This is a genomic window from Pseudomonas panipatensis (assembly GCF_900099785.1).
GTDB classification, from domain to species: Bacteria; Pseudomonadota; Gammaproteobacteria; order Pseudomonadales; family Pseudomonadaceae; genus Pseudomonas; species Pseudomonas panipatensis.
The window spans coordinates 237,510-257,610 of the sequence record NZ_FNDS01000005.1 but is presented as its reverse complement, the minus strand read 5'-3'; the positions used below and the strand labels follow the sequence as shown (position 1 = coordinate 257,610).

Genomic DNA, 20,101 nt, shown 5'->3' with positions numbered 1-20,101 from the left:
CAGCCCATGAAGATGATCATTCTTTTCGGAACCGAAACCGGCAATGCCGAAATGGTCGCCGACGACGTCGCCGAGGCGCTCGGCGCCGACTACCCGACCGTCGTGCGCGACATGTCGGCGTTCGATCCCAGCGAACTGAAGGCGGACGACTTCCACCTCGTCATCTGCTCCACCTATGGCGACGGCGAATTGCCGAACAGCGCGCAACCCTTCTTCGCCGCCCTGCAGCAGCAACGCCCGGACCTGCGCGGCCTGCGCTTCGCCGCCTTCGGCCTGGGCGACAGCTTCTACCAGACCTTCAATCGCGGCAGCCAACTGATCGCCGACGCCCTCAAGCAGCTGGGCGCGACGCAGGTCGGCGAGCACGGCCAGCACGATGCCTCCAGCGGCGAACTGCCCGGCGACGTCGCCCTGGCCTGGACCCGCACCCTGCTCGGTCAGCTCTGATGCCACGCCCATCCGGAGAAGCAGAGATGGATACCACGCCTCTACGCCTGTGCATCATCGAAAACGGCCTGGTGCCGGAGCACTTGCACGCGCGCTTCGGCAGTTATCCGCAAATGATCGAACGCTGGCTGCAGCCGGCCCTTCCCGAGGCCAGCTTCAGCAGCGTCTCCGCCGTGCGCGGCGAAGCGCTGCCAGCCCCCGAGCAGTTCGACGGCTATGTACTGAGCGGCTCCAAGCACAGCTGCTACGAACGCAGTGACTGGATGCTGCGCCTGCTGGACTTCCTGCAACGCCTGCGCGACCTGGAAAAGCCGGTGTTCGGCATCTGCTTCGGCCACCAGATCATGGCCGACGCCTATGCCGGCCAGACCACCCGAGCCGACGTCGGCTGGGGCATCGGCGCCCAGGCCTACCGGTTCAACGACAGCAGCCTGGCGGACACCCCGACCTTCGTCTTCCACCAGGACCAGGTCAGCACGCTGCCGGCGCGGGCCAAGGTCGTCGGCGGCTCCGCGCACTGCCCGAACGGCGCACTGGCCTACGACTTCCCGGCGCTGTCCGTGCAGTTCCATCCCGAGTTCGACGAGGACTACGTACAGGCCCTGCTCGATCAATTCGGCGGCAGCCTGGTTCCAGCCCCGGTCGCCGAGCACGGCCGCGCCTCGCTGCGCCAGCACAGCCCCGACAACGCCCGGATAGCCCGATGGGCCGCGCGCTTCTTCCGCGAGCACAGCGCTGGCGCGGGCAAGCCATGAACTCGAATCCACCCGTAACGGAGGCCGCAATCTCCCGGAAAGCGCTTTTTACACGCAACAAAACATATAACATCATATTTAATAAATATGCCGACGACCACGAAGGCATCCCAACCATCCGCAGCATCGTGCCTTGCCATGCCGGTGCTAGAGGAGCGCTCCAATGACTGCGTTAGACCTGCATAAAGAACTCAACACCCGCTCTGCCGTCACTCAGGAACTCAGCGCCCGTATCCGCGAGTCCGGCGTGGAATACCTCTACTACCAGGTGGTCACGCTCAGTGGCCGGGTCATCGCCAAGGTGGTGCCGGCCAAGCACCTGCTGCGCAACCTGGAAAAAGGCGTGCAATTCCACCGTACCGCGCTGTCCGACCTGCAAAGCACCCGCGCCGGCGTGCTCCTCGGCGGCGGCGCCCAGGCCGCGGAATTCACCGCGATCCCCGACACATCGAGCTTCAACGTGCTGCCCTGGGACCGCTCGATCGGCAGCTTCTACTGCCGCCTGTACGAGCCGGAGCATCGCCTGGAGATCGGCGGCGCGCCCCTGTCCACCGACGTTCGCGGCCTGCTGATCGATACCCACCAGAACTTCGTCGAGCAAACCGGCCTGAGCCTGAAGACCGGCTGCGAACCGGAAATGACCTGGTTCGGCGACAAGCTCGAAGTCAAGGTGCGTCCGGGCGCCAGCCCCGCCTACCACCTGGGCAACCTGGAAATGATGCGGCCGATCTTCAAGCGCGTGATGGAATACGCCGGCGCCATGGGCCTGGACATGATCGAGGGCGACTACGAAGACCCGGGCCAGCTCGAACTGAACTGGATGTTCGATGACTGCGAGAAGACCGCCGACCGCCTGGTCACCTACCGCCTGATCTGCCGCCAGGTAGCCAACGAGTTCGGCGTGCGCGCCAGCTTCATGCCGAAGCCGACCACCGGCAGCATGGGCAGCGGCTGCCACCACAACTTCAGCCTCTGGCGCGGCACGCAGAACGCCATCGCCGAAGCCGGCCGTCGCGACCTGCACCTGACCGACACCGGCCTGCACGCCCTCGGCGGCCTGCTCGCCCACGCGCCGGGCTCGATGCTGGTGATGGCCTCCACGGTGAACTCCTACAAGCGCTTCTGGGATGCCGGCCTGTTCGCCCCCAACCGCCTCAACTGGGGCATGGACAACAAGACCTGCACCGTGCGCCTGTCGGCCAACGGCCGCCTCGAATACAAGCTGCCCGATGCCAGCGTGAACCCCTACCTGTCGCACACCCTGCTGCTCGCGGCCATCCGTGACGGCCTGGACAAGCGCCTCGATCCGGGCGCCCCGGACAACAGCGACAGCATCCCGCGCAGCCAGGAAAGCGTGCGCATGCCGCTGACCCTCGGCGAAGCGGTGCAGGCGTTCGACCAGGATGCCGTGGTGCGCAACGCCCTGCCGGCGGAGATGGCCGAGCTCTACCGCGACCTCAAGGCTGACGAGTGGGCGCGCTACTGCTCCGTGGTCACCGAATGGGAAAGCAAGATGTACATGGATTACCTGCCATGAGCCAGACCACCCTCAACGTACTCTGCGCCGACCTGCCGGCGCCGCCACTGTTCTGGAAGGACGCCGACGGCTACCGCCACGGCTACGAGTCGGACGTCGCCCGCGCGCTGGCCGCGCGGCTCGGCCGGCAGGCGCAGTTCGTCTACCGCAACTGGGCGGATTTCTATCCGATGCTCGAAGCGGGCGACGGCGACATCCTGCTCTGCGGCCAAGGCATCTCCGACTACCGCAAGACCCTGGCCGACTTCACCGAGCCCTATGCGGTGTTCGACGAAGCCGTGATGGTGCTGCGCGGAAGCCCGGTGAAGAGCCCTGCCGACCTGCGCGGCAAGAAAGTCGGGGCCATCGCCAACAGCCTCAACATGGCCCTGGCGGAAACCTTCGACGGCTGCATTCGCGTGCCCTTCTCCGGCGAGTCGGACGACGTCCTCGGTGACATGGTGCAAGCGCTGCGGGACGGGCGCATCGACGCCCTGGTGGACGATGACGTGGCACTGGTGCCGCTGGCCGAGGAAGCCGACCTGACCATCGGTTTCAGCGTTGCGACCCGCAACCGCTGGGGCATCGCGGTCAGGAAGGGCAACCCCGCCTGGCTCGATCAGGTCGACAGCGCACTCGCGGCGCTGAAGGCCGACGGTGAACTGCAGCGCATCTGGAAGAAATGGATGACCTCGCTGCCCTACCCGTTCTGAGCGAGTCCCAGGAAAAGGCCGCCCCTCGGGGCGGCCTCGATTCGACAATAAGCTCTGAGTATGAGGTTATACTGCGTCAGTCCCTCAGCCACCGGCCCCTCTTACAGGAGTTCAGGTAGCGGCGCTCACCCCTGGCGGGTAGCACAGGCGCCACGACCTCACGCAGTATGAACGGAACCTCTCCCAACTCCCCCGGCTCGTTCATTCGCCTACGTCAGGAAGGACGCACCGAGGAAGTCGTGCGTCGGCTGATGGACGCCGTGGACCTCGGCCTGTTCGCCCAGGGCCAGCAACTGCCCAGCGAAACCGAACTGGCCATGCAATTCGGCGTCGCCACCGTAACCCTGCGCGAAGCCCTCGCCTACCTGCGCCAGCGTGGCGTGATCGAGACCCGCCGCGGGCGCAATGGCGGCAGCTTCATTCGCGCGGTAGAAGAAATCCCCACCGACATCGTCCTGAGCCGCCTGGACGAACTGAGCACCATCGACCTGCGCGACCTGGGCGACGAGCACATCGCCATCTCCGGCGCCGCCGCGCGCCTGGCCGCCAAACGCGCCTCGCGCGAACACCACCAGCACCTGGCGCAGTACATCGAGGCGCTCGGCAAGGCCAGCACGCGCCATGAACGGCGACGCGCGGACGCCCGCTTCCACATCGAGATCGCCGTCGCATCGCAGTCCGTGCGCCTGACCCACGCGGAAATCCGCCTGCAAGCGGAGATCGGCGAGTTGCTCTGGCTGACGGTCGAGGGCGCGCCCAGCGTGGAAACCATCCAGCAGGAACACGCGGCGATCCGCGAAGCCATTGTCGCCGGCGACCCCAACCTGGCGGGCGCCATGGTCGAAGCCCACGTCAATCGGGGCATAAAACGGCTTATAGATATGAAATTAGATCTTTTGGCCCAGGAAGCGCCGTAGTTGGCATAGCGCTTGCCGTTCATTCCTACCGCCAAACCTTTGTCTTAGCAGCAAATCTGCAATCCGGCGGCCGACAACAGCACAATGAACGAGGCCAAGCCATGGCAACCCCGATGTCTTGCGAAGAAATACGGGAATGCGCCCAGCGCATCGACGTTTCCATCAGTAACATTTTTGCGCAGATTGGCGTGCTGTCGGACGAAATCACCCATTTGTGGCAACGCTGCAACGACGCCGGGCGGGTCATGACCTCCACTGAACTGGCCAGCCTGAAACCGCTGATCGAATCCAGCCTGAGCAAAGCCGGTTCCTGCCTGCAAGGCACCGGCGTAGTCCTGCAGCCCGGCGTGCTGCAAGACAAGGAAATGTACCTTGAGTGGCGCCAGCTCGGCGCTGGCGGGCGTGTCATGCCCCTGAGCCTGAACTTCAATCGCGGCAGCGAGAGTTTCTACGACTACAGCGACATGCTCTGGTTCTCGCGCCCGCGCAACAGCGGCCGCAGCACCGTGGTCGGCCCCTATGTCGACCTCTACGGCCAGGACATGTACATCCTCACCTTCTCCATGCCGATCCTGGTGAACGGCCAGTTCATCGGCGTGGCCGCTGCCGACGTGGCGCTCAACAAGTTCGAGCGCGTCGTCACCTCCAGCCTGATGCGCATGAGCCACGAAGCGCTGATCCTCAGCAGCGAAGGCCGTGTCGTGGCGACCAACACCGCCAACTGGACCGCCGGGGAAATGGCCAGCCTGGGCCTCAGCCGCATCGACAGCGACTGCCAGTACATGCCCCTGGCGGAACAATCGGCGCACTGGACACTCGCGCGACTCCCGGAGAGGCGCCGGCGCGCGGCCTGACTGCGTCGAAGCGCCCCAGAACAGGGCGAAATAGGTGGCGCTTGCCCCGATAAGGTTCAGCGGCATCGCTTCACCCATACGGATACCGGCGCCGCAGGCAAAGACGCCGGCCATACACCCCACACCCAACGCCCCCGATACCTCGCAAGCCCAAGGATTTCGCCTGAGCCGAGATAAAACATTTTAAATCATATGTAATATGGAATAGGCTGTGCTTGCTTTCTGCCGACAGCCAAAACTGTTACCCAAGCGCCAGCCGGCCTAGGCCATGCGCCTTCCCGAAGCACCACGGGAGCAGCGCGATACATGACCAAGGCTCTGATCTACCTGTTCGATGCCGCCGGGCATACTCACAAAGGAACAACAACGATGAACAGCTCGATCCAACCCGGGCTCACTGCGGAAGACCGCGACGCGGAGCAACTGCGAGCACTGGGCTACTCCTCGAACTTCGAACGCAGCATGAGCCTCTGGGAGAACTTCGCCCTGGGCTTCACCTACCTCTCTCCGGTGGTGGGCGTGTACACCATCTTCGGGCTGTGCCTCGCCGCCGGCGGGCCGCCGATGTTCTGGTCGTACCTGCTGGTGGGCCTCGGACAGATGCTGGTGTGTCTGATCTTCTGCGAAGTGGTCTCGCAGTTCCCCATCTCCGGTGGCGTCTACCCCTGGGCACGGCGCCTGGTGGGCAAACGCTGGGCCTGGATGGTCGGCTGGATCTACTCCTGCTCGCTGTGCGTGACCATCGCCGCGGTGGCCCTCGGCGCCGGCCCCTACATCGCCACCTTGCTCGGCTTCGAGGCGAACCCCGCGACCAATACCCTGGTCGGCCTGAGCCTGACCCTGATGGCCACCCTGCTCAACCTCAGCGGCACCAAGCTACTGGCGCGAGTGGCCATGTTCGGCTTCCTCTGCGAACTGATCGGCGCCATCGTGATCGGCGGCTACCTGCTGATCTTCGAACGCCACCAGCCGCTGAGCGTGCTGTTCAACACCTTCGACATCCGCATCGACGGCTCCTACTGGCCGGCCTTCCTCACCGCCTCCCTGGCCGGCATGTTCCTCTACTACGGCTTCGAGGCCTGCGGTGACGTCGCCGAAGAAACCCCGAACCCGAGCCGGCGCATTCCCAAGGCCATGCGCATGACCATCTGGATCGGCGGTGGCGCCTCGATGTTCGCCGCCCTGGCGCTGATTCTCGCCGTACCGGACATGGCCGCGGTGATCTCCGGCGCCGACAAGGACCCGATGACCACCATCTTCGACGGCGCCTTCGGCGTACTCGGGGCGCGCATGGTCATGGCGGTGATCCTGGTCTCCTTCGTCTCCTGCGTGCTCAGCCTGCAAGCCGCCGCCAGCCGCCTGCTGTACTCCTACGCCCGCGATGAGATGGTCATGGGCAGCGGCCTGCTGAAACGCCTGTCGCCGAACACCCACGTACCCACCGCGGCGCTGATCACCTGTGGCGTGATTCCGGCAACCATCGTGGTGCTCGGCTACTTCCTGCAGAACTCCATCGCCACCGTGGTCAGCTTCGCCGCCATCGGCATCTACCTGGCCTTCCAGATGATCGTCAGCGGCGCCCTGTTCGCCCGTATGCGTGGCTGGAAGCCCGCCGGTGCCTTCACCCTGGGTATCTGGGGCTGGCCGGTGAACATCGCGGCCCTGGCCTACGGCCTGATGGCGATCGTCAACATGTCCTGGCCGCGCACCCCCGACGCGCCCTGGTACATCAACTACGGCATCATCCTCACCGGCTCCATCGTCATCGGTCTGGGTCTGCTGTACATGCTGCTGTTCCGCCCCTACGACAAGGGCACCGCCCCGGCGGGCGACGCCTGGAAGCTGTCGCGCCACTGAGTTGACGCGCCAATGAAAACGCCCGGCCGATGCCGGGCGTTTTTCTTGGCAGTGCAACGCGCATTCCCCCTCCCACGCCGATCCGTCCATCCCGGCACGGCGGATGACCGCGAGCGGAGGAGTCAGCCGGTGATGGCCTCGAAGCCCTGGCGGATCTGCTCCTCCGGCAGGTTGTCGCCGATGAATACGATCACGCTCTCGCGCGCCTCGTCGTCGCGCCAGGGCGTGTCCCAATCGAAGCCATAGAGGCGCAGCACGCCCTGGAACACCAGGCGGCGCGGCTCGTTGGCAATGTTCAGCACGCCCTTGTAGCGCAGCAGCGAGTTGCCATGCCATTGCAGCAGGTCGTCCATGAACTCGCTGAGGCGCTCGACGTCCAGCGGCTTGTCGCTGCGCAGCACCAGGGTGGCGATGCGATCGCTGGCCGCCGCCAGTGGGCGCAACGGCCGCAGCGGACGCAGGCCGATTTCGCCATTGAGGTTGAAACCGCGCACGTCGAGCAGCCGTTCGAGGTCGATACGACCATGCTCGACCGGATGGATTTCCGCACGGCGGTTGATCCGCTGCAGGCGTTCGAGCAGCGCCTCGTAGGCGTCCGCCTCGACCAGGTCGCGCTTGCTCACCAGGATGCGGTCGCCGAACCCGACCTGGGCCTGGGCGATGGCTTCCTGCAGGTGGCGCTCGGCGTTGGCGGCATCGACCAGGGTGATGATGCCGTCGAGCAGGTAGCGCTCGCGCAGCATCTCGTCGACGAAGAAGGTCTGCGCCACCGGCGCCGGATCGGCCAGGCCGGTGCACTCGATCACCAGGCGGTCGAAGGCGATCTCGCCGTTGTCGCGGCGCTCCAGCAGCAGGAACAGGGCTTTTTCCAGGTCGCTGTTGATCGTGCAGCAGACGCAACCGTTGGACAGGGTCATCACCTGCGCCGGGGCATCGCCGAGCAGTTGGCCGTCGATCGGCGTGTCGCTGAATTCGTTCTCGATCACCGCGATTTTCAGGCCGTGTTCGGCCTGCAGGATATGGCGCAGCAGTGTGGTCTTGCCGGCACCGAGGAAGCCGGTGAGGACCGTCACCGGAATCTGCGCGGACTGTACGGAGTCACTCATGGGAAATATCCAGGCAGGGAAATGAAAACGGGCCGCGATCGCTCGCGGCCCGTTTCCTTATACACCGATCGACCCGTTCAACAACAACGGATCGGACGCCCCTTGCCGCCGCCGTAACGCGCTTCCTGGCGCTCGCGGAAGAACTCCTTGTAGGTCATCACCGGCTTGTCCGGGTGCTTGCTGCGCATGTGCTCGACGTAGGTGTCGTAGTCGGGCATGCCGACCAGCATGCGCGCGGCCTGCCCGAGATACTTACCCATGCGGCTGAGGTCATTGAACATGGATCACCTCCTGCATCAGGCTTCCGGGATCGACTGGAACGGCGCTTCCTTGTCGGTGCGTTCCGGCTTGCTCCAGGCTGCCGTGCCGGTCTTGATCGCGTAAATCAGGATGCTGAACACCACCAGCAGGAAGAGCACGGTCAGTCCGGCATTGATGTAGGAGTTCATCATCACCGTCTTCATCTGGCCGATGTCCTTGGCCGGAGCCAGGATCTGCCCGGCGTCCAGCGCGGCGCCGTACTTGTTGGCAAGAGCGATGAAGCCCACGGCCGGGTTGGAGTCGAAGAGCTTGATCAGCCCCGCGGTCGAGGTGCAGATCAGCAGCCAGGCAGCCGGCAGCATGGTCACCCAGACGTACTGCTGGCGCTTCATCTTGATCAGCACCACGGTGGACAGCATCAGTGCGATACCGGCGAGCATCTGGTTGGAGATGCCGAACAGCGGCCACAAGGTGTTGATGCCGCCCAGCGGATCGACCACGCCCTGGTACAGCAGCCAGCCCCACAGCGCCACGCAACCACCGGTACCGATGATGTTGGCGGTCCAGGAGTCGGTCTTCTTCAGTGCCGGCACGAAATTGCCCAGCAGGTCCTGCAGCATGAAGCGCCCGGCGCGGGTGCCGGCGTCCACCGCGGTGAGGATGAACAGCGCCTCGAAGAGGATCGCGAAGTGGTACCAGAAGGCCATGGTGTTCTCACCCGGCAGCACGCTGTGGAGGATCTGCGCGATCCCCACCGCGAGGGTCGGCGCACCACCGGCACGGGCCAGGATGGTGGTTTCGCCGATGTCCTTGGCGGTCTGCGTGAGCACCTCGGGCGAAATGGCGAAGCCCCAGTTGCTGACGGTCGTCGCCACCGCGGCCACGTCGGTGCCGACCACGGCCGGCGGGCTGTTCATGGCGAAGTAGACGCCCGGCTCGATCACCGAGGCCGCGACGATCGCCATGATCGCCACGAAGGACTCCATGAGCATGCCGCCATAGCCGATGTAGCGGGCATCGGGTTCGCGGCTGAGCAGCTTGGGCGTGGTGCCCGAAGCGATCAGCGCGTGGAAGCCGGACACCGCGCCGCAGGCGATGGTGATGAACAGGAAGGGGAACAGACCGCCTTTCCACACCGGGCCGGTGCCGTCGGTGAACTGGGTCAGGGCCGGCATCTTCAGTTGCGGCATGACGATCAGGATGCCGATGGCCAGGGCGATGATGGTGCCGATCTTGAGGAAGGTCGACAGGTAATCGCGCGGCGCCAGCAGCAGCCACACCGGCAATACCGAAGCGACCGCTCCATAGCCGATCAGCAGCCAGGTGATCTGCACGCCGGTGTAGCTGAACACTGGCGCCCATTCGGGACTGGCGGCGATCTGCCCGCCGAGCCAGATCGAGCCCAGCAGCAGCGCCACGCCGATTACGGAGATTTCGCCGATGGCGCCCGGGCGCACATAGCGCATGTACAGGCCCATGAGGATGGCGATCGGGATGGTCGCCATCACCGTGAACATGCCCCACGGGCTGCCGGCCAGGGCCTTCACCACGATCAGCGCGAGCACGGCGAGGATGATGATCATGATCAGGAAGGCGCCGAACAGCGCGATGGTCCCCGCCACCTGGCCCATTTCCTCGCGAACCAGCTCGCCCAGCGAGCGGCCGTTGCGACGGGTCGAGATGAACAGCACCATGAAGTCCTGCACCGCCCCCGCGAGCACCACGCCGGCGATCAGCCAGAGCGTGCCGGGCAGGTAGCCCATCTGCGCGGCGAGCACCGGACCGACCAGCGGACCGGCGCCGGCGATGGCGGCGAAGTGGTGACCGAAGAGGATGTGCTTGTTGGTCGGGACGTAATCCAGGCCGTCGTTATTGATGACGGCGGGCGTTGCCCGAGCCGGGTCCAGTTGCATCACCTTGTCGGCGATGAACAGGCTGTAGTAGCGGTAGGCGACCAGATAGATGGCGACCGCCGCAACGACGATCCAGAGCGCGTTGATGGCTTCGCCGCGGCGCAGGGCCACGACTCCTAAGGCACAGGCTCCGACTATCGCCACTATCGCCCAGGCGATATGACGTAGCGGGCTATTGTTATTGTTCATGGCGAGGCTTCCGACAGATTGAAGGCGAGAATTCGCAGTAAAAATTTTAGTCCTTTACCACGAACCATTTATACGACCTTAGTCTAGAGCCCTTACAGGGATATTTCCGCCTCGCCGAAGCGGCGAAGCGCCTTGCTACGGGTAAGAAAAACCCGCCTTGCGGCGGGTTTTTTCAGAGCCAGGTAACGGTCAGGCCGGTTGCTTGGCGTAGCGCGCCAGCACCTGGTCACGCTGCATGACCGCCAGCGTGTTGTGGTAGACCTGTTCACCGGTGGCGTCTTTGCTGGCGAAGATCTCAGCGAAGTGCTGATGGGTGACCTGGGCGAAGTGATCGCGATCCTTGACCTCGATACCGAGCAGGGTGGCATAGGCGTCCAGGGCTTCCCCGCGGCCCTTGGCCATGTCCTCAGCGATGTTGTCGAGCATGCCGTTCATGGCGAAGATCGAGCGGCCGCCGTAACCGATACGGGCGTTGGCATCGCAGCCGTTGGTGCCGGAGGTCAGGCCGAAGGTGGCGTTGCCCGAGGTGGCGTTGGTGGTGGTTGCCAGCAGGTGCGGAATCAGGCCGCGCTGCCCGTCGAAGACCATGTTGCCCCAACCGCACCCCTTGCCTTCGGCATCCTCGGCTTGCGCCAACAGGCTGGCGGCGCTCAGTACCGCGAAGATCAAACCCTTGCTCAGTGTTTTTTTGTCCATGCTCCGCACTCCGCAGAAAAATGTTGGTTCAGCGTATGGAGCTTTGGCGAGGGGTGGGGTGCTGTCAAATCGATACCCCCTCAAGACAGCGGGGAATTCTCCGTGACGCCTGTCTGACGACAGGCCGTTGGCTTGGCTATAGTGTGGCGAACGAGAACGTTCCAGGAGCCCCGAGATGAGTGAGCAACACGCCGAGCGGCGGCGCTTCCAGCGTGTCGCCTTCGATGCCGGCACGGAAATCAGCCAAGGCGAGCAGCGCTGGAAAGTGGTACTGCAGGATCTGTCCCTGCAGGGGCTGCTGGCGGAGCGGCCGGAGGCCTGGCGTGGCGATGCGTCGCAGCCGTTCCAGGTACGCATCTACCTGGGCTTCGACGTCAACGTCTACATGGACGCGGACCTGGCCTGGGAACGCGAAGGCCTGCTCGGATTCACCTGCCGGCATATCGACCTGGACTCGATCAGCCACCTGCGGCGCCTGGTGGAGCTGAACCTCGGCGACGAGAGCCTGCTGGAACGCGAGCTGGCGCTGCTCGGCGAGTCCTGAGGCGCCAGCCCCGGCCGGCTATTCGAACAGGGCGTCCAGCGCCTGTTCCAAGCGCGTCACCGCGATCACCTGCAAGCCCGCCGGCGCTTCCTTGGGCGCATTGCCCTTGGGCACGATGGCGCGCTTGAAACCATGCTTGGCCGCCTCCTTCAGGCGCTCCTGGCCACTGGGCACCGGGCGCACCTCGCCGGACAGGCCGACCTCGCCGAACACCAGCAACTGGTGATCCAGCGGGCGGTTGCGCAGGCTCGACATCACCGCCGCCATCAGCGCCAGGTCGGAAGCCGTCTCCAGCACCTTCACGCCACCCACCACGTTGAGGAACACGTCCTGGTCATAGGTGGGAATGCCGCCGTGGCGGTGCAGCACCGCCAGCAGCATGGCCAGGCGGTTCTGATCCAGGCCCAGGGTGACTCGCCGCGGGTTGGCCAGGTGACTGGTGTCGACCAGCGCCTGCACCTCCACCAGCATCGGTCGCGAGCCTTCCCAGGTGGCCATGACCACGCTGCCGGACACCGACTCCTGGGCGCGGGTGAGGAAGATCGCCGAGGGGTTGGAGACTTCCTTCAGGCCACGGTCGGTCATGGCGAACACGCCCAGCTCGTTGACCGCGCCGAAGCGGTTCTTCACCGCCCGCAACAAGCGCAGGCGGCCGTCGGATTCACCCTCGAAATAGAGCACGGTGTCGACCATGTGTTCGAGCACCCGCGGACCGGCCAGGGCGCCTTCCTTGGTGACGTGGCCGACGAGGAAGATCGCCGTGCCGCTCTGCTTGGCGAAACGCACCAGCAACGCGGCGCTCTCGCGCACCTGGGCGACGCCGCCGGGGGCGGATTGCAGTTGTTCGGTGAAGATGGTCTGGATCGAGTCGATCACCATCACCTTGGGCTGCTCGTGGCGCGCCGTGGCGATGATGCTTTCGATGCTGGTCTCGGTCATGACCTTGAGCTTGTCTTCCGGCAGCCCCAGGCGCCGGGCGCGCATGGCCACCTGCTGCTGCGACTCCTCGCCAGTGACGTAGAGCGCCGGCATGCGGCTGGCGATGTTGCACAGGGTCTGCAGGAGGATGGTCGACTTGCCGATGCCGGGATCGCCGCCGATGAGCACCACCGAGCCATCCACCAGGCCGCCGCCCAGAACCCGGTCGAGTTCGGCGGACGCGGTGCTGAAACGTGGCATCTCCTCGACGCTGACTTCCGCCAGGGTCTTGATGTTGGCCTGCTGGCCAGCCCAGCCGCCACGCCCGGAAGCGCCACTCGGGGCGCTTTCCACGACGGTTTCGACCAGGGTGTTCCAGGCCCCGCAGTCAGCGCACTGCCCGGCCCACTTGGGGAAGGTGGCGCCGCACTCGGTGCAGCCATACAAGCGCTTGGCCTTGGCCATGGGCGGACTCCGTCGAAGACAAAGCCCGCATCATAGCCTGTCGGCGCCGGTGCTTCAGCCCGCCAGGCGGCGGTACTGGCACTCCATGTCGTAGCGCAGGCCTTCACGGCGCATGCGCAGGGCCGCCAGGGTGGATTCGGGGCGCTCGACGCCCTCCTCCACCCGACTGATGCGCTGGTCCAGCAATTCGTACTGCAGCTTCAGGCGCACCAGGCGCTCCTGCACCTGGCGCGGATCGACAGTGTCCTTGAGGGCGGGGCGGGCAGTCTTGCTCAACAAACGCGGCTCTTTACGCATGGTATGAACACCAGCAGGAAATAGATGACAGGAGCCTACGCCTGGCCCCTCATAAGACCCTTGACTCGGGTCAAGCTCAGGCGGGTCGCTGCAGGAGTTCGGCGATCTCGTCCTTGAGCGTCACGCGTTGCAGTTTGAGGCTGTTGAGCGCGAGGTCATCGAGCGCCGCGCGGCCATCCTCGACCTCGAATATCCGCCGGTCGAGCGCCTCGTAGGTGCCGGCGAGGCGGGCGAAGTTGCTGTCTTCCTCGAAGAGTTTGGCGAGCCGGGCACGGTGATCGGGGAACTCCCGGGCCAATGGATGGTGCTCTAGCGGCATGGCGGACCTCCTGGGTTGGGTGGATGACCTTTTCAGCCTAGCCCACCGCCGTCATTCGCCCAGAACCGCCGGTCATGCCGCGTCATGGGGGAATTTTTCCGCGCCCGCGGGTCTATGCTGCCGCAGCGCGGCGCGACCGCTAAACTGCCCCTGTCCCCCCTCTTCTGAAAGGAGTCTGTGCATGAGTCTGCTAAGCGAATTCAAGGCCTTCGCCGTCAAGGGCAATGTGGTCGACATGGCCGTCGGTATCATCATCGGCGCCGCCTTCGGCAAGATAGTCACGTCTTTCGTCGGCGATGTGATCATGCCGCCGATCGGCCTGCTGATCGGCGGGGTGGACTTCTCCGACCTGGCGATCACCCTCAAGGCCGCCGAGGGCAAGGCGCCGGCCGTGGTAATGGCCTACGGCAAGTTCATCCAGACCTGCCTGGACTTCCTGATCGTCGCCTTCGCCATCTTCCTCGGCATCAAGGCGATCAACCGCTTCAAGCGCGAAGAAGCGGTGGCGCCGGCCGCGCCGACCAAGGAGCAGGAACTGCTCAGCGAAATCCGTGACCTGTTGAAGAACCAGCAGAACAAGCCCTGAGCACGGCGAGCAACACCGACAGGGCCCCAAAGGGGCCCTTTTTCATGGCCGTTTACCAGTAATTCTCCACCGCCACCTGCCCCGGCTTGCGCGTCAGCGCCAGGTTCATGCCGCGCGCCTTGAGCACCGCACGGGTGTCTTCGATCATCTGCGGGTTGCCGCAGAGCATCACCCGCGAATGCTCGGGGCTCAGCGCCAGGCCGGCGGCGCGTTCCAGTTCGCCGTTCTCGATCAGCGTGGTGATCCGCCCGCCCAGGCAACCCGGCACCTGCTCGCGGGTCACCAGCGGGATGAACTGCAGCTTGTGCGCGTAGTCCGCCAGGTAGTCGCGCTGCGCCAGCCCGGCGATCAGCTCGCGGTAGGCCAGCTCGCGGGCCTCGCGCACGCTGTAGACCAGCTTGATGCTGTCGAAGCGCTCCCACACCTCGAAGTCCTGGAGAATCGACAGGAACGGCGCCAGCCCGGTGCCGGTGGCCAGCAGCCAGAGGTCGCGGCCATCGACGAAGCGATCGAGGGTGAGGAAGCCGAACGCCTGGCGATCCACCAGCAACTGGTCGCCTTCGCGCAATTGGCTCAGCTCGCTGGTGAACTCGCCGCCCGGCACCACGATGGAGAAGAATTCGAGGAACTCGTCGTGCGGCGCCGAAACCATCGAGTAGGCGCGCCAGGCGATGCTGCCGCTCGCTTTGTACACGCCGAGGCGCGCGAACTGCCCGGCGCGGAAGCGGAAGCCGGCGTCGCGGGTGGTGCGCAGGGTGAACAGGCTGGGGGTCAGCGGCTGCACATCGAGCAACGTCTGACGGGTGAACTTCTCTTCGCTGGCGGTCATACTCCGCTCCCAATCCAAAAGCTTTGTACAAGTCTCTCGCATCGAGGGGCCGAGAAACACCGCCAGTTCATATGCCTATATTTTCCAGCGCCTTTTCCCAGCTCGACCTGATCCGCCAGCCGGAGCAGCCGAACGACCCCTTGCAGGCCTTCGACGCCGCCGATGAATACCTGCTGCGCCAGGTCGCCGCCGACGGCCTGAACGCCGACAGCCGGGTGCTGGTGCTCAACGATGGCTTCGGTGCCCTCGCCGCCAGCCTCGCCGGCCAGGCCCGGGTGACCAGCAGCGGCGACTCCTTCCTCGCCGCCCTGGCCCTGCAGAAGAACCTCGCACGCAACGCCCTGGCCGCCGACGCGGTGACGTTCGTGCCAGCCAGCGAGACGCCCGCCGGGCCCTTCGACCTGGTGCTGATCCGTGTGCCCAAGACCCTGGCCCTGCTGGAGGAGCAACTGATCCGCCTGCACGGGCGGCTGGCGCCGGGCGCGCGGGTGATCGCCGGCGCCATGGTCAAGCACCTGCCGCGCGCCGCCGGCGACCTGCTGGAAACCTACGTCGGCCCGGTACAGGCCTCGCTGGCGGAGAAGAAAGCCCGTCTGCTGTTCGCCACGCCTGTGGATAAGAGCGCACCGCGCTCCCCCTACCCGAGCCGCTACCGCGTGGAACAGCCCGCGCTGGAGCTGCTCAACCACGCCAACCTGTTCTGCCGCGAAGGCCTGGACATCGGCACCCGCGCCTTCCTCCCGCACCTGCCGCAACACCTGGGCGCGGCGCGAGTGGCGGACCTCGGCTGCGGCAACGGCATCCTCGCCATCGCCAGTGCGCTGGACAACCCGCAGGCGCACTACCTGCTGGTCGACGAATCCTTCATGGCCGTGCAGTCGGCGCAGGCGAACTGGCGTGCCGCCCTCGGCGAGCGCGACGCGGAGTTCCGCGCCGCCGACGGCCTCGCCGGACAGCCGGCGGACTCGCTCGACGTGGTGCTGTGCAACCCGCCCTTCCACCAGCAGCAGGTGGTCGGCGACTTCCTCGCCTGGCGCATGTTCCAGCAGGCCCGCCATGCCCTGCGCAAGGGTGGCGAGCTGTGGATCGTCGGCAATCGCCACCTCGGCTACCACGCCAAGCTCAAACGCCTGTTCCGCGGCGTCGAGCAGGTGGCGGCGAATCCGAAATTCGTGGTGCTTAAAGCGACCAAGTAAGCGGCCGCGGTTGCCTGGCGGGCGTGGCCAGGAGCAGGATGCTCTAGCCCTTTCGCGAGTCAGGACACACTGCCATGCCAACCCCCAGCAGCGCCTTCGCCAGCGCCGCGCTCCCCGTGGAGCACATCCGCACCCGCGACGGCCTGCGGCTGGCGCTGTACCGCATCGGCGCCGCCGAAGGCCCGGCGGTGATCCTCACCCATGGCACCTTCTCCAACTACCGCAGTTGCCTGGGCCTGGCCGAGCAGTTGGCCGAACGCGGTTTCGCCTGCTGGGTGTTCGACTGGCGCGGGCATGGCGGCAGCGATCGCGGCGAGTTCCGCCACAGCTTCGACGAGGTAGCCGAGCATGACGTGCCGGCGGTGCTCGATGCCGTCGGCCAGCGCAGCGGCCAGCCGGCGGCGTTCTGGATCGGCCATTCCGGCGGCGGGCTGATCGCCTCGATGTGGGCCGCGCGCAATCCTCGCCTGGCCGGCGAGCGCCTGCGCGGGCTGGTGCTGCTTGGTTCGCAAGCGACGGCGGCCGGCGGCACACTGCGCCATCGGCTGCTGATCCACGCCTACGACCTGCTGCTGCGCGGCCGCCGCGTGGCGCCGCAACGGCGCCGCAGCATCGGCCCGGAGGCGGAGAGCGCGCGACTGATGCGCCAGTGGTGCCAGTGGAACCTGCGCGGTCGCTTCGACGGCCTGGACGGCTTCGATTACCTCGCCTCGCTCGCCGAGGCACGCCTGCCGGTGCTCGGCCTGGCCGGCAGCGGCGACCGCTTCATCGCTCCGGCGGCGGGCTGCCAGGCGCTGGTGGAAGCCTTCGGCGGCGACGATGCGGATTGTCGGCTGTGCGGCAAGCACAGTGGCTTCCGCGAGGACTACAGCCACAACCGCCTGGTGCTGTCGCGCAACGCCAGCGAGGAGCTCTGGCCACTGATCGGCGACTGGATGGCGCCGCGCTAGCCGAGCGCAGCCGGGGTATCCACGTCGCGCAGCACGCCCGCGTCCGCAACCTCCACGGCCAGCCAGGCTTCGCGATGCGCCTGCAGCACCGCGCGGGCCCCTTCGTCGCCGTGCAAGGCGCACAACTCCGCCCAGAACGCCCGGCCGAACAGCACCGGATGACCGCGCTCGCCGCGATACAGGGGAAAAACGATGCGCCGCGGGTCGGCCTGCGCCGCCAATTGCGCGAGGGTCGCGGGGGCGATCCAGGGCATGTCGGCGAGGAGGATGGCGACGCTGTCCGCCGCGCCATCGACCAGCGCCGCGACGCCGGCGGCCAGGCTGTGGCCCATGCCGGCCTCGGCCTGCGCACAACGCAGCAGCGGGCTGGCCAGCGGCAAGCCGAGCGCGCCCGGTTCGTCGTCCGCGCGCACGACCACCAGCACCTCGCTGAACGCCGCGCGGGCATTGGCCAGGCTCGCGGCCAGCAGGGTGCGTCCATCGCCCAGTCGCGCCAGGCGCTTGTCGGCGCCGAAGCGCCGGCCCTGGCCGGCCGCCAGCAGCAGGGCGACGACCGCGCTCACAGTTGCTCGCGGGCGATGCCGCTGCGCGTGCGGAGAATGTCGGCGAGCACCGCCAGGGCGATTTCCGCCGGCGTCTTGCTGCCCAGGTTGAGGCCGATGGGCGCATGGATGCGCGCCAGTTCCGTGTCGTTCAGCCCACCGACCCGGCGCAGGCGTTCGATGCGCTTGGCCGAGGTGGTGCGCGACCCCATCACGCCGATATAGAAGGCTTGGGTGCGCACCGCTTCGAGCATGGCCAGGTCGTCGATCTTCGGGTCATGGGTCAGCGCCACCACCGCGGTGTCGGCATGGCAGCCGCCGTTGGCGATGAAGATCGACGGCAGCTCGCGGCGGATTTCCACGCCGCTCAGCTCGACACCGTCCAGGGCTTCCTCGCGCGGGTCGCAGAGGATGACTTCGAAGCCCAGGCCCTTGCCGAACTCGGCGCAGGCATGGGCCACACTGGAATAGCCGGCGAGCAGCAGGCGTTGCGCGGCGCCGACACGCAGTTGCACGCGCTGTTCGTCACGCTCGACCCGAGGGCCGTGGCTGTGGTCGTCGCGCAGGCTGCGCGCGCCATCGGCCAGGCTGACCTCGCGAAGCAAGCGACGCTGGCCGAGCAGCGCCGACTCCAGTTCGCGCAGGTGCGCTTGCACCGCACAGTCCGGCGCCAGGTTCTCCACCAGCACGTCGAGGACGCCGCCGCAGGGCAGGCGGATAGACGAGCGCGGATCGCCCTCGCCGTAGCGCACCAGCGCCACCGGCCCGGCGAACTCGCCAGCGGCCACGCGTTCGAGGAAATCATCCTCGACGCAGCCGCCGGACAAGGAGCCGACCCACTGCCCGCGGGCGTTCACCGCCAGCAGCGAACCCGGCGCGCGCGGCGCCGAGCCATAGGTGAACAGCACCGTACACAGCCAGACGCGCTGCGCCTCGCTGGACCAACGGAGCGCCTGGCGAATCACGTGAAGATCGAGGTGTTGCACGCGTTACATCACCTTGCCGGCGGGGGCCGGCGCAGTAGCGGATTTGAGTGGCGACAGAGCCTGGGTGTCGAGATCGCCGGGCAGGCCGCCCCAGGTCTGACGCAGATAGTTGAGCAGATCGGTGAGCTGCGCGTCATCCAGTTTGTCGGCGAACGCCGGCATCGGCTGCATGCGTTCGAAACCGCCGAAGGGTTGCTCGGCGATGCCGTCGAGCACCACCCGCAGCAGGTTGCGCGCATCGGCCAGGCGCAGCGAGGTGTTGCCCTGCATGGCCACGGCGATGTGCGGTTTGCCTTCGCCCTCCACGCCATGACAGCCGGCGCAGAGGTTCAGGTACTGCTGACGGCCGCGCTTGGCGCTGTCGCTGAGCTGCGGGTAGGCCAGCGCGACGATGACCCTGGCTGGCGGCGGCTGCTCGCCCAGCAGGTAGGTGGCCATGGCGTCGAGGTCGGCGCGCTGCAGGTGCCGGGTGCTGTGGTGCTGCACCGCGAACATCTCACTGAACATGCTGCCCTGGGCGCTCATGCCGTGCTCCAGGAAGCTCGCCAGGTCGGCGGGGTTCCAGCCGCGCGCGGCCAGGTCGCCGGCCAGCAGGCTGGGCGCCAGGTAGCCGTTCAGCACGCCGCCGGACAACCGCTGGTCCTGCCGCAGGGCGCCGGCGACGTTGCGCGGGGTGTGGCATTCGCCGCAATGGCCGAGGACCTCGACCAGGTACTGGCCGCGCTGCCAGGCGGCGCTCTTGCCGTCGCCGCTCGGCAGCGCGAGGTCCTTGGCGTAGAGCAGGTTCCAGCCGCTCAGCCCGAGGCGCAGGTTGAACGGGAAGTCCAGGCGCGTCTCGGGCGTGGCGCGGTGTACCGGCGCCAGGCTCTGCAGGTAGGCGAGGATGGCGTCGGCGTCGGCGCGCTCGATCTGCCGGTAGGCGGTGTAGGGCATCGCCGGATAGAGGTTGGCGCCGTCCCTGCGCTTGCCCTGGGTGAGGGCGGCGTAGAAGTCGTCGGCGCTGTAGTCACCGATGCCATGTTCCTTGTCCGGGGTGATGTTGCTGCCGTAGATGACGCCGAACGGCGAGGCGAGCGCCAGACCGCCGGCGAAGGGCGCGCCGCCGGGCGCGGTGTGGCAGGCCTCGCAGTCGGCGGCGCGCGCCAGGTATTCGCCGCGCTGGATCAGCTCGGCATCGGCGGCCAGGGCGCTGGCGCAGAGACCGAGGCCCGCGCTCAGGGCGAAACCGCTTAGCAGTCGGCGCAT

At 66.5% G+C, this 20,101-nt stretch carries 22 protein-coding genes; 11 read left to right on the top strand and 11 right to left on the bottom strand.

What is annotated here, in order from left to right:
- Nucleotides 1–6 precede the first annotated feature (6 nt).
- The 7 genes from BLQ74_RS13775 to BLQ74_RS13745 all read left to right on the top strand — a co-directional run bounded on the left by BLQ74_RS13775 (nt 7) and on the right by BLQ74_RS13745 (nt 7,059).
- Nucleotides 7–447: a flavodoxin domain-containing protein gene (locus BLQ74_RS13775; RefSeq protein WP_090263156.1), complete on the top strand. Its 441-nt coding sequence runs from the start codon at nt 7–9 to the stop codon at nt 445–447.
- 26 nt (nt 448–473) lie between these two features.
- Nucleotides 474–1,202 carry a type 1 glutamine amidotransferase gene (locus BLQ74_RS13770; protein WP_090263155.1) on the top strand — a complete coding sequence of 243 codons (729 nt, stop codon included), beginning with the start codon at nt 474–476 and terminating at the stop codon, nt 1,200–1,202.
- Nucleotides 1,203–1,365: 163 nt separating this feature from the next.
- Nucleotides 1,366–2,739 carry a glutamine synthetase family protein gene (locus BLQ74_RS13765; RefSeq protein WP_090263154.1) on the top strand — a complete coding sequence of 458 codons (1,374 nt, stop codon included), beginning with the start codon at nt 1,366–1,368 and terminating at the stop codon, nt 2,737–2,739.
- Entirely contained in the window at nt 2,736–3,431 is a 696-nt protein-coding gene (locus tag BLQ74_RS13760; RefSeq protein WP_090263153.1) for a substrate-binding periplasmic protein, read from the top strand. The genes BLQ74_RS13765 and BLQ74_RS13760 overlap by 4 nt, the downstream gene beginning before the upstream one ends.
- Nucleotides 3,432–3,598: 167 nt before the next feature.
- Nucleotides 3,599–4,348: a FadR/GntR family transcriptional regulator gene (locus BLQ74_RS13755; protein ID WP_090263152.1), complete on the top strand. Its 750-nt coding sequence runs from the start codon at nt 3,599–3,601 to the stop codon at nt 4,346–4,348.
- A gap of 101 nt (nt 4,349–4,449) precedes the next feature.
- Nucleotides 4,450–5,202, top strand: coding sequence for a cache domain-containing protein (locus tag BLQ74_RS13750; protein ID WP_090263151.1), 753 nt, complete (start codon nt 4,450–4,452; stop codon nt 5,200–5,202).
- Nucleotides 5,203–5,571: 369 nt separating this feature from the next.
- Nucleotides 5,572–7,059 carry an APC family permease gene (locus BLQ74_RS13745; protein WP_090263150.1) on the top strand — a complete coding sequence of 496 codons (1,488 nt, stop codon included), beginning with the start codon at nt 5,572–5,574 and terminating at the stop codon, nt 7,057–7,059.
- 122 nt (nt 7,060–7,181) lie between these two features.
- Here the strand turns inward: BLQ74_RS13745 and yjiA are convergent, their stop codons facing one another.
- The 4 genes from yjiA to BLQ74_RS13725 form a co-directional block, all read right to left on the bottom strand.
- Nucleotides 7,182–8,165, bottom strand: a complete 984-nt coding sequence (yjiA, locus tag BLQ74_RS13740) for a GTPase (RefSeq protein WP_090263149.1) — start codon at nt 8,163–8,165, stop codon at nt 7,182–7,184.
- Between the two features lie 77 nt (nt 8,166–8,242).
- Nucleotides 8,243–8,446, bottom strand: a complete 204-nt coding sequence (locus tag BLQ74_RS13735) for a YbdD/YjiX family protein (protein WP_090263148.1) — start codon at nt 8,444–8,446, stop codon at nt 8,243–8,245.
- Nucleotides 8,447–8,461: 15 nt separating this feature from the next.
- Nucleotides 8,462–10,528, bottom strand: a complete 2,067-nt coding sequence (locus BLQ74_RS13730; protein WP_090263147.1) for a carbon starvation CstA family protein — start codon at nt 10,526–10,528, stop codon at nt 8,462–8,464.
- A 189-nt stretch (nt 10,529–10,717) separates the two neighbouring features.
- Nucleotides 10,718–11,224, bottom strand: coding sequence for a DUF3015 domain-containing protein (locus tag BLQ74_RS13725; RefSeq protein WP_090263146.1), 507 nt, complete (start codon nt 11,222–11,224; stop codon nt 10,718–10,720).
- A gap of 175 nt (nt 11,225–11,399) precedes the next feature.
- Between BLQ74_RS13725 and BLQ74_RS13720 the strand changes: the two genes are divergently transcribed.
- Nucleotides 11,400–11,768, top strand: coding sequence for a PilZ domain-containing protein (locus BLQ74_RS13720; RefSeq protein WP_090263145.1), 369 nt, complete (start codon nt 11,400–11,402; stop codon nt 11,766–11,768).
- An 18-nt stretch (nt 11,769–11,786) separates the two neighbouring features.
- On the opposite strand, the gene radA is transcribed toward BLQ74_RS13720, so the two are convergent.
- The 3 genes from radA to BLQ74_RS13705 all read right to left on the bottom strand — a co-directional run bounded on the left by radA (nt 11,787) and on the right by BLQ74_RS13705 (nt 13,767).
- Nucleotides 11,787–13,151: a DNA repair protein RadA gene (gene radA, locus BLQ74_RS13715; RefSeq protein ID WP_090263144.1), complete on the bottom strand. Its 1,365-nt coding sequence runs from the start codon at nt 13,149–13,151 to the stop codon at nt 11,787–11,789.
- A 54-nt stretch (nt 13,152–13,205) separates the two neighbouring features.
- On the bottom strand, nt 13,206–13,427 hold the full coding sequence (locus BLQ74_RS13710; RefSeq protein WP_244507190.1) for a hypothetical protein: 222 nt from the start codon (nt 13,425–13,427) through the stop codon (nt 13,206–13,208).
- A gap of 97 nt (nt 13,428–13,524) precedes the next feature.
- Nucleotides 13,525–13,767: an HP1242/YdcH family protein gene (locus BLQ74_RS13705; RefSeq protein ID WP_090263142.1), complete on the bottom strand. Its 243-nt coding sequence runs from the start codon at nt 13,765–13,767 to the stop codon at nt 13,525–13,527.
- Nucleotides 13,768–13,948: 181 nt separating this feature from the next.
- Between BLQ74_RS13705 and mscL the strand changes: the two genes are divergently transcribed.
- Nucleotides 13,949–14,353, top strand: coding sequence for a large-conductance mechanosensitive channel protein MscL (mscL, locus tag BLQ74_RS13700; RefSeq protein ID WP_090263141.1), 405 nt, complete (start codon nt 13,949–13,951; stop codon nt 14,351–14,353).
- 52 nt (nt 14,354–14,405) lie between these two features.
- On the opposite strand, the gene BLQ74_RS13695 is transcribed toward mscL, so the two are convergent.
- The gene (locus tag BLQ74_RS13695; RefSeq protein ID WP_090263140.1) at nt 14,406–15,182 is read right to left on the bottom strand and encodes a ferredoxin--NADP reductase; all 777 of its coding nucleotides are present in this window, start codon (nt 15,180–15,182) and stop codon (nt 14,406–14,408) included.
- A gap of 71 nt (nt 15,183–15,253) precedes the next feature.
- Between BLQ74_RS13695 and BLQ74_RS13690 the strand changes: the two genes are divergently transcribed.
- Together BLQ74_RS13690 and BLQ74_RS13685 are read left to right on the top strand one after the other, a co-directional pair.
- Complete coding sequence (locus BLQ74_RS13690) at nt 15,254–16,378, top strand: methyltransferase (protein ID WP_090263139.1); 1,125 nt, start codon at nt 15,254–15,256, stop codon at nt 16,376–16,378.
- 74 nt (nt 16,379–16,452) lie between these two features.
- Complete coding sequence (locus BLQ74_RS13685; RefSeq protein ID WP_090263138.1) at nt 16,453–17,328, top strand: alpha/beta fold hydrolase; 876 nt, start codon at nt 16,453–16,455, stop codon at nt 17,326–17,328.
- On the opposite strand, the gene BLQ74_RS13680 is transcribed toward BLQ74_RS13685, so the two are convergent.
- The 3 genes from BLQ74_RS13680 to BLQ74_RS13670 are packed head-to-tail and all read right to left on the bottom strand — an operon-like array spanning nt 17,325 to nt 20,101.
- Entirely contained in the window at nt 17,325–17,891 is a 567-nt protein-coding gene (locus BLQ74_RS13680; protein ID WP_090263137.1) for a nucleotidyltransferase family protein, read from the bottom strand. The two genes, BLQ74_RS13685 and BLQ74_RS13680, sit on opposite strands and share 4 nt — an antisense overlap.
- Complete coding sequence (locus tag BLQ74_RS13675) at nt 17,888–18,856, bottom strand: XdhC family protein (protein ID WP_090263136.1); 969 nt, start codon at nt 18,854–18,856, stop codon at nt 17,888–17,890. The genes BLQ74_RS13680 and BLQ74_RS13675 overlap by 4 nt, the downstream gene beginning before the upstream one ends.
- A gap of 3 nt (nt 18,857–18,859) precedes the next feature.
- Nucleotides 18,860–20,101 (bottom strand): c-type cytochrome, encoded by a 1,242-nt coding sequence (locus BLQ74_RS13670; RefSeq protein ID WP_090263135.1) that lies wholly within the window; start codon nt 20,099–20,101, stop codon nt 18,860–18,862.

Coding starts and splice junctions, on each gene's coding strand:
- BLQ74_RS13775 (WP_090263156.1), top strand. CDS start 7: ATGAAGATGATCATTCTTTTCGGAACCGAAACCGGCAATGCCGAAATG.
- BLQ74_RS13770 (WP_090263155.1), top strand. CDS start 474: ATGGATACCACGCCTCTACGCCTGTGCATCATCGAAAACGGCCTGGTG.
- BLQ74_RS13765 (WP_090263154.1), top strand. CDS start 1,366: ATGACTGCGTTAGACCTGCATAAAGAACTCAACACCCGCTCTGCCGTC.
- BLQ74_RS13760 (WP_090263153.1), top strand. CDS start 2,736: ATGAGCCAGACCACCCTCAACGTACTCTGCGCCGACCTGCCGGCGCCG.
- BLQ74_RS13755 (WP_090263152.1), top strand. CDS start 3,599: ATGAACGGAACCTCTCCCAACTCCCCCGGCTCGTTCATTCGCCTACGT.
- BLQ74_RS13750 (WP_090263151.1), top strand. CDS start 4,450: ATGGCAACCCCGATGTCTTGCGAAGAAATACGGGAATGCGCCCAGCGC.
- BLQ74_RS13745 (WP_090263150.1), top strand. CDS start 5,572: ATGAACAGCTCGATCCAACCCGGGCTCACTGCGGAAGACCGCGACGCG.
- yjiA (WP_090263149.1), bottom strand. CDS start 8,165: ATGAGTGACTCCGTACAGTCCGCGCAGATTCCGGTGACGGTCCTCACC.
- BLQ74_RS13735 (WP_090263148.1), bottom strand. CDS start 8,446: ATGTTCAATGACCTCAGCCGCATGGGTAAGTATCTCGGGCAGGCCGCG.
- BLQ74_RS13730 (WP_090263147.1), bottom strand. CDS start 10,528: ATGAACAATAACAATAGCCCGCTACGTCATATCGCCTGGGCGATAGTG.
- BLQ74_RS13725 (WP_090263146.1), bottom strand. CDS start 11,224: ATGGACAAAAAAACACTGAGCAAGGGTTTGATCTTCGCGGTACTGAGC.
- BLQ74_RS13720 (WP_090263145.1), top strand. CDS start 11,400: ATGAGTGAGCAACACGCCGAGCGGCGGCGCTTCCAGCGTGTCGCCTTC.
- radA (WP_090263144.1), bottom strand. CDS start 13,151: ATGGCCAAGGCCAAGCGCTTGTATGGCTGCACCGAGTGCGGCGCCACC.
- BLQ74_RS13705 (WP_090263142.1), bottom strand. CDS start 13,767: ATGCCGCTAGAGCACCATCCATTGGCCCGGGAGTTCCCCGATCACCGT.
- mscL (WP_090263141.1), top strand. CDS start 13,949: ATGAGTCTGCTAAGCGAATTCAAGGCCTTCGCCGTCAAGGGCAATGTG.
- BLQ74_RS13695 (WP_090263140.1), bottom strand. CDS start 15,182: ATGACCGCCAGCGAAGAGAAGTTCACCCGTCAGACGTTGCTCGATGTG.
- BLQ74_RS13690 (WP_090263139.1), top strand. CDS start 15,254: ATGCCTATATTTTCCAGCGCCTTTTCCCAGCTCGACCTGATCCGCCAG.
- BLQ74_RS13685 (WP_090263138.1), top strand. CDS start 16,453: ATGCCAACCCCCAGCAGCGCCTTCGCCAGCGCCGCGCTCCCCGTGGAG.
- BLQ74_RS13670 (WP_090263135.1), bottom strand. CDS start 20,101: ATGCGCCGACTGCTAAGCGGTTTCGCCCTGAGCGCGGGCCTCGGTCTC.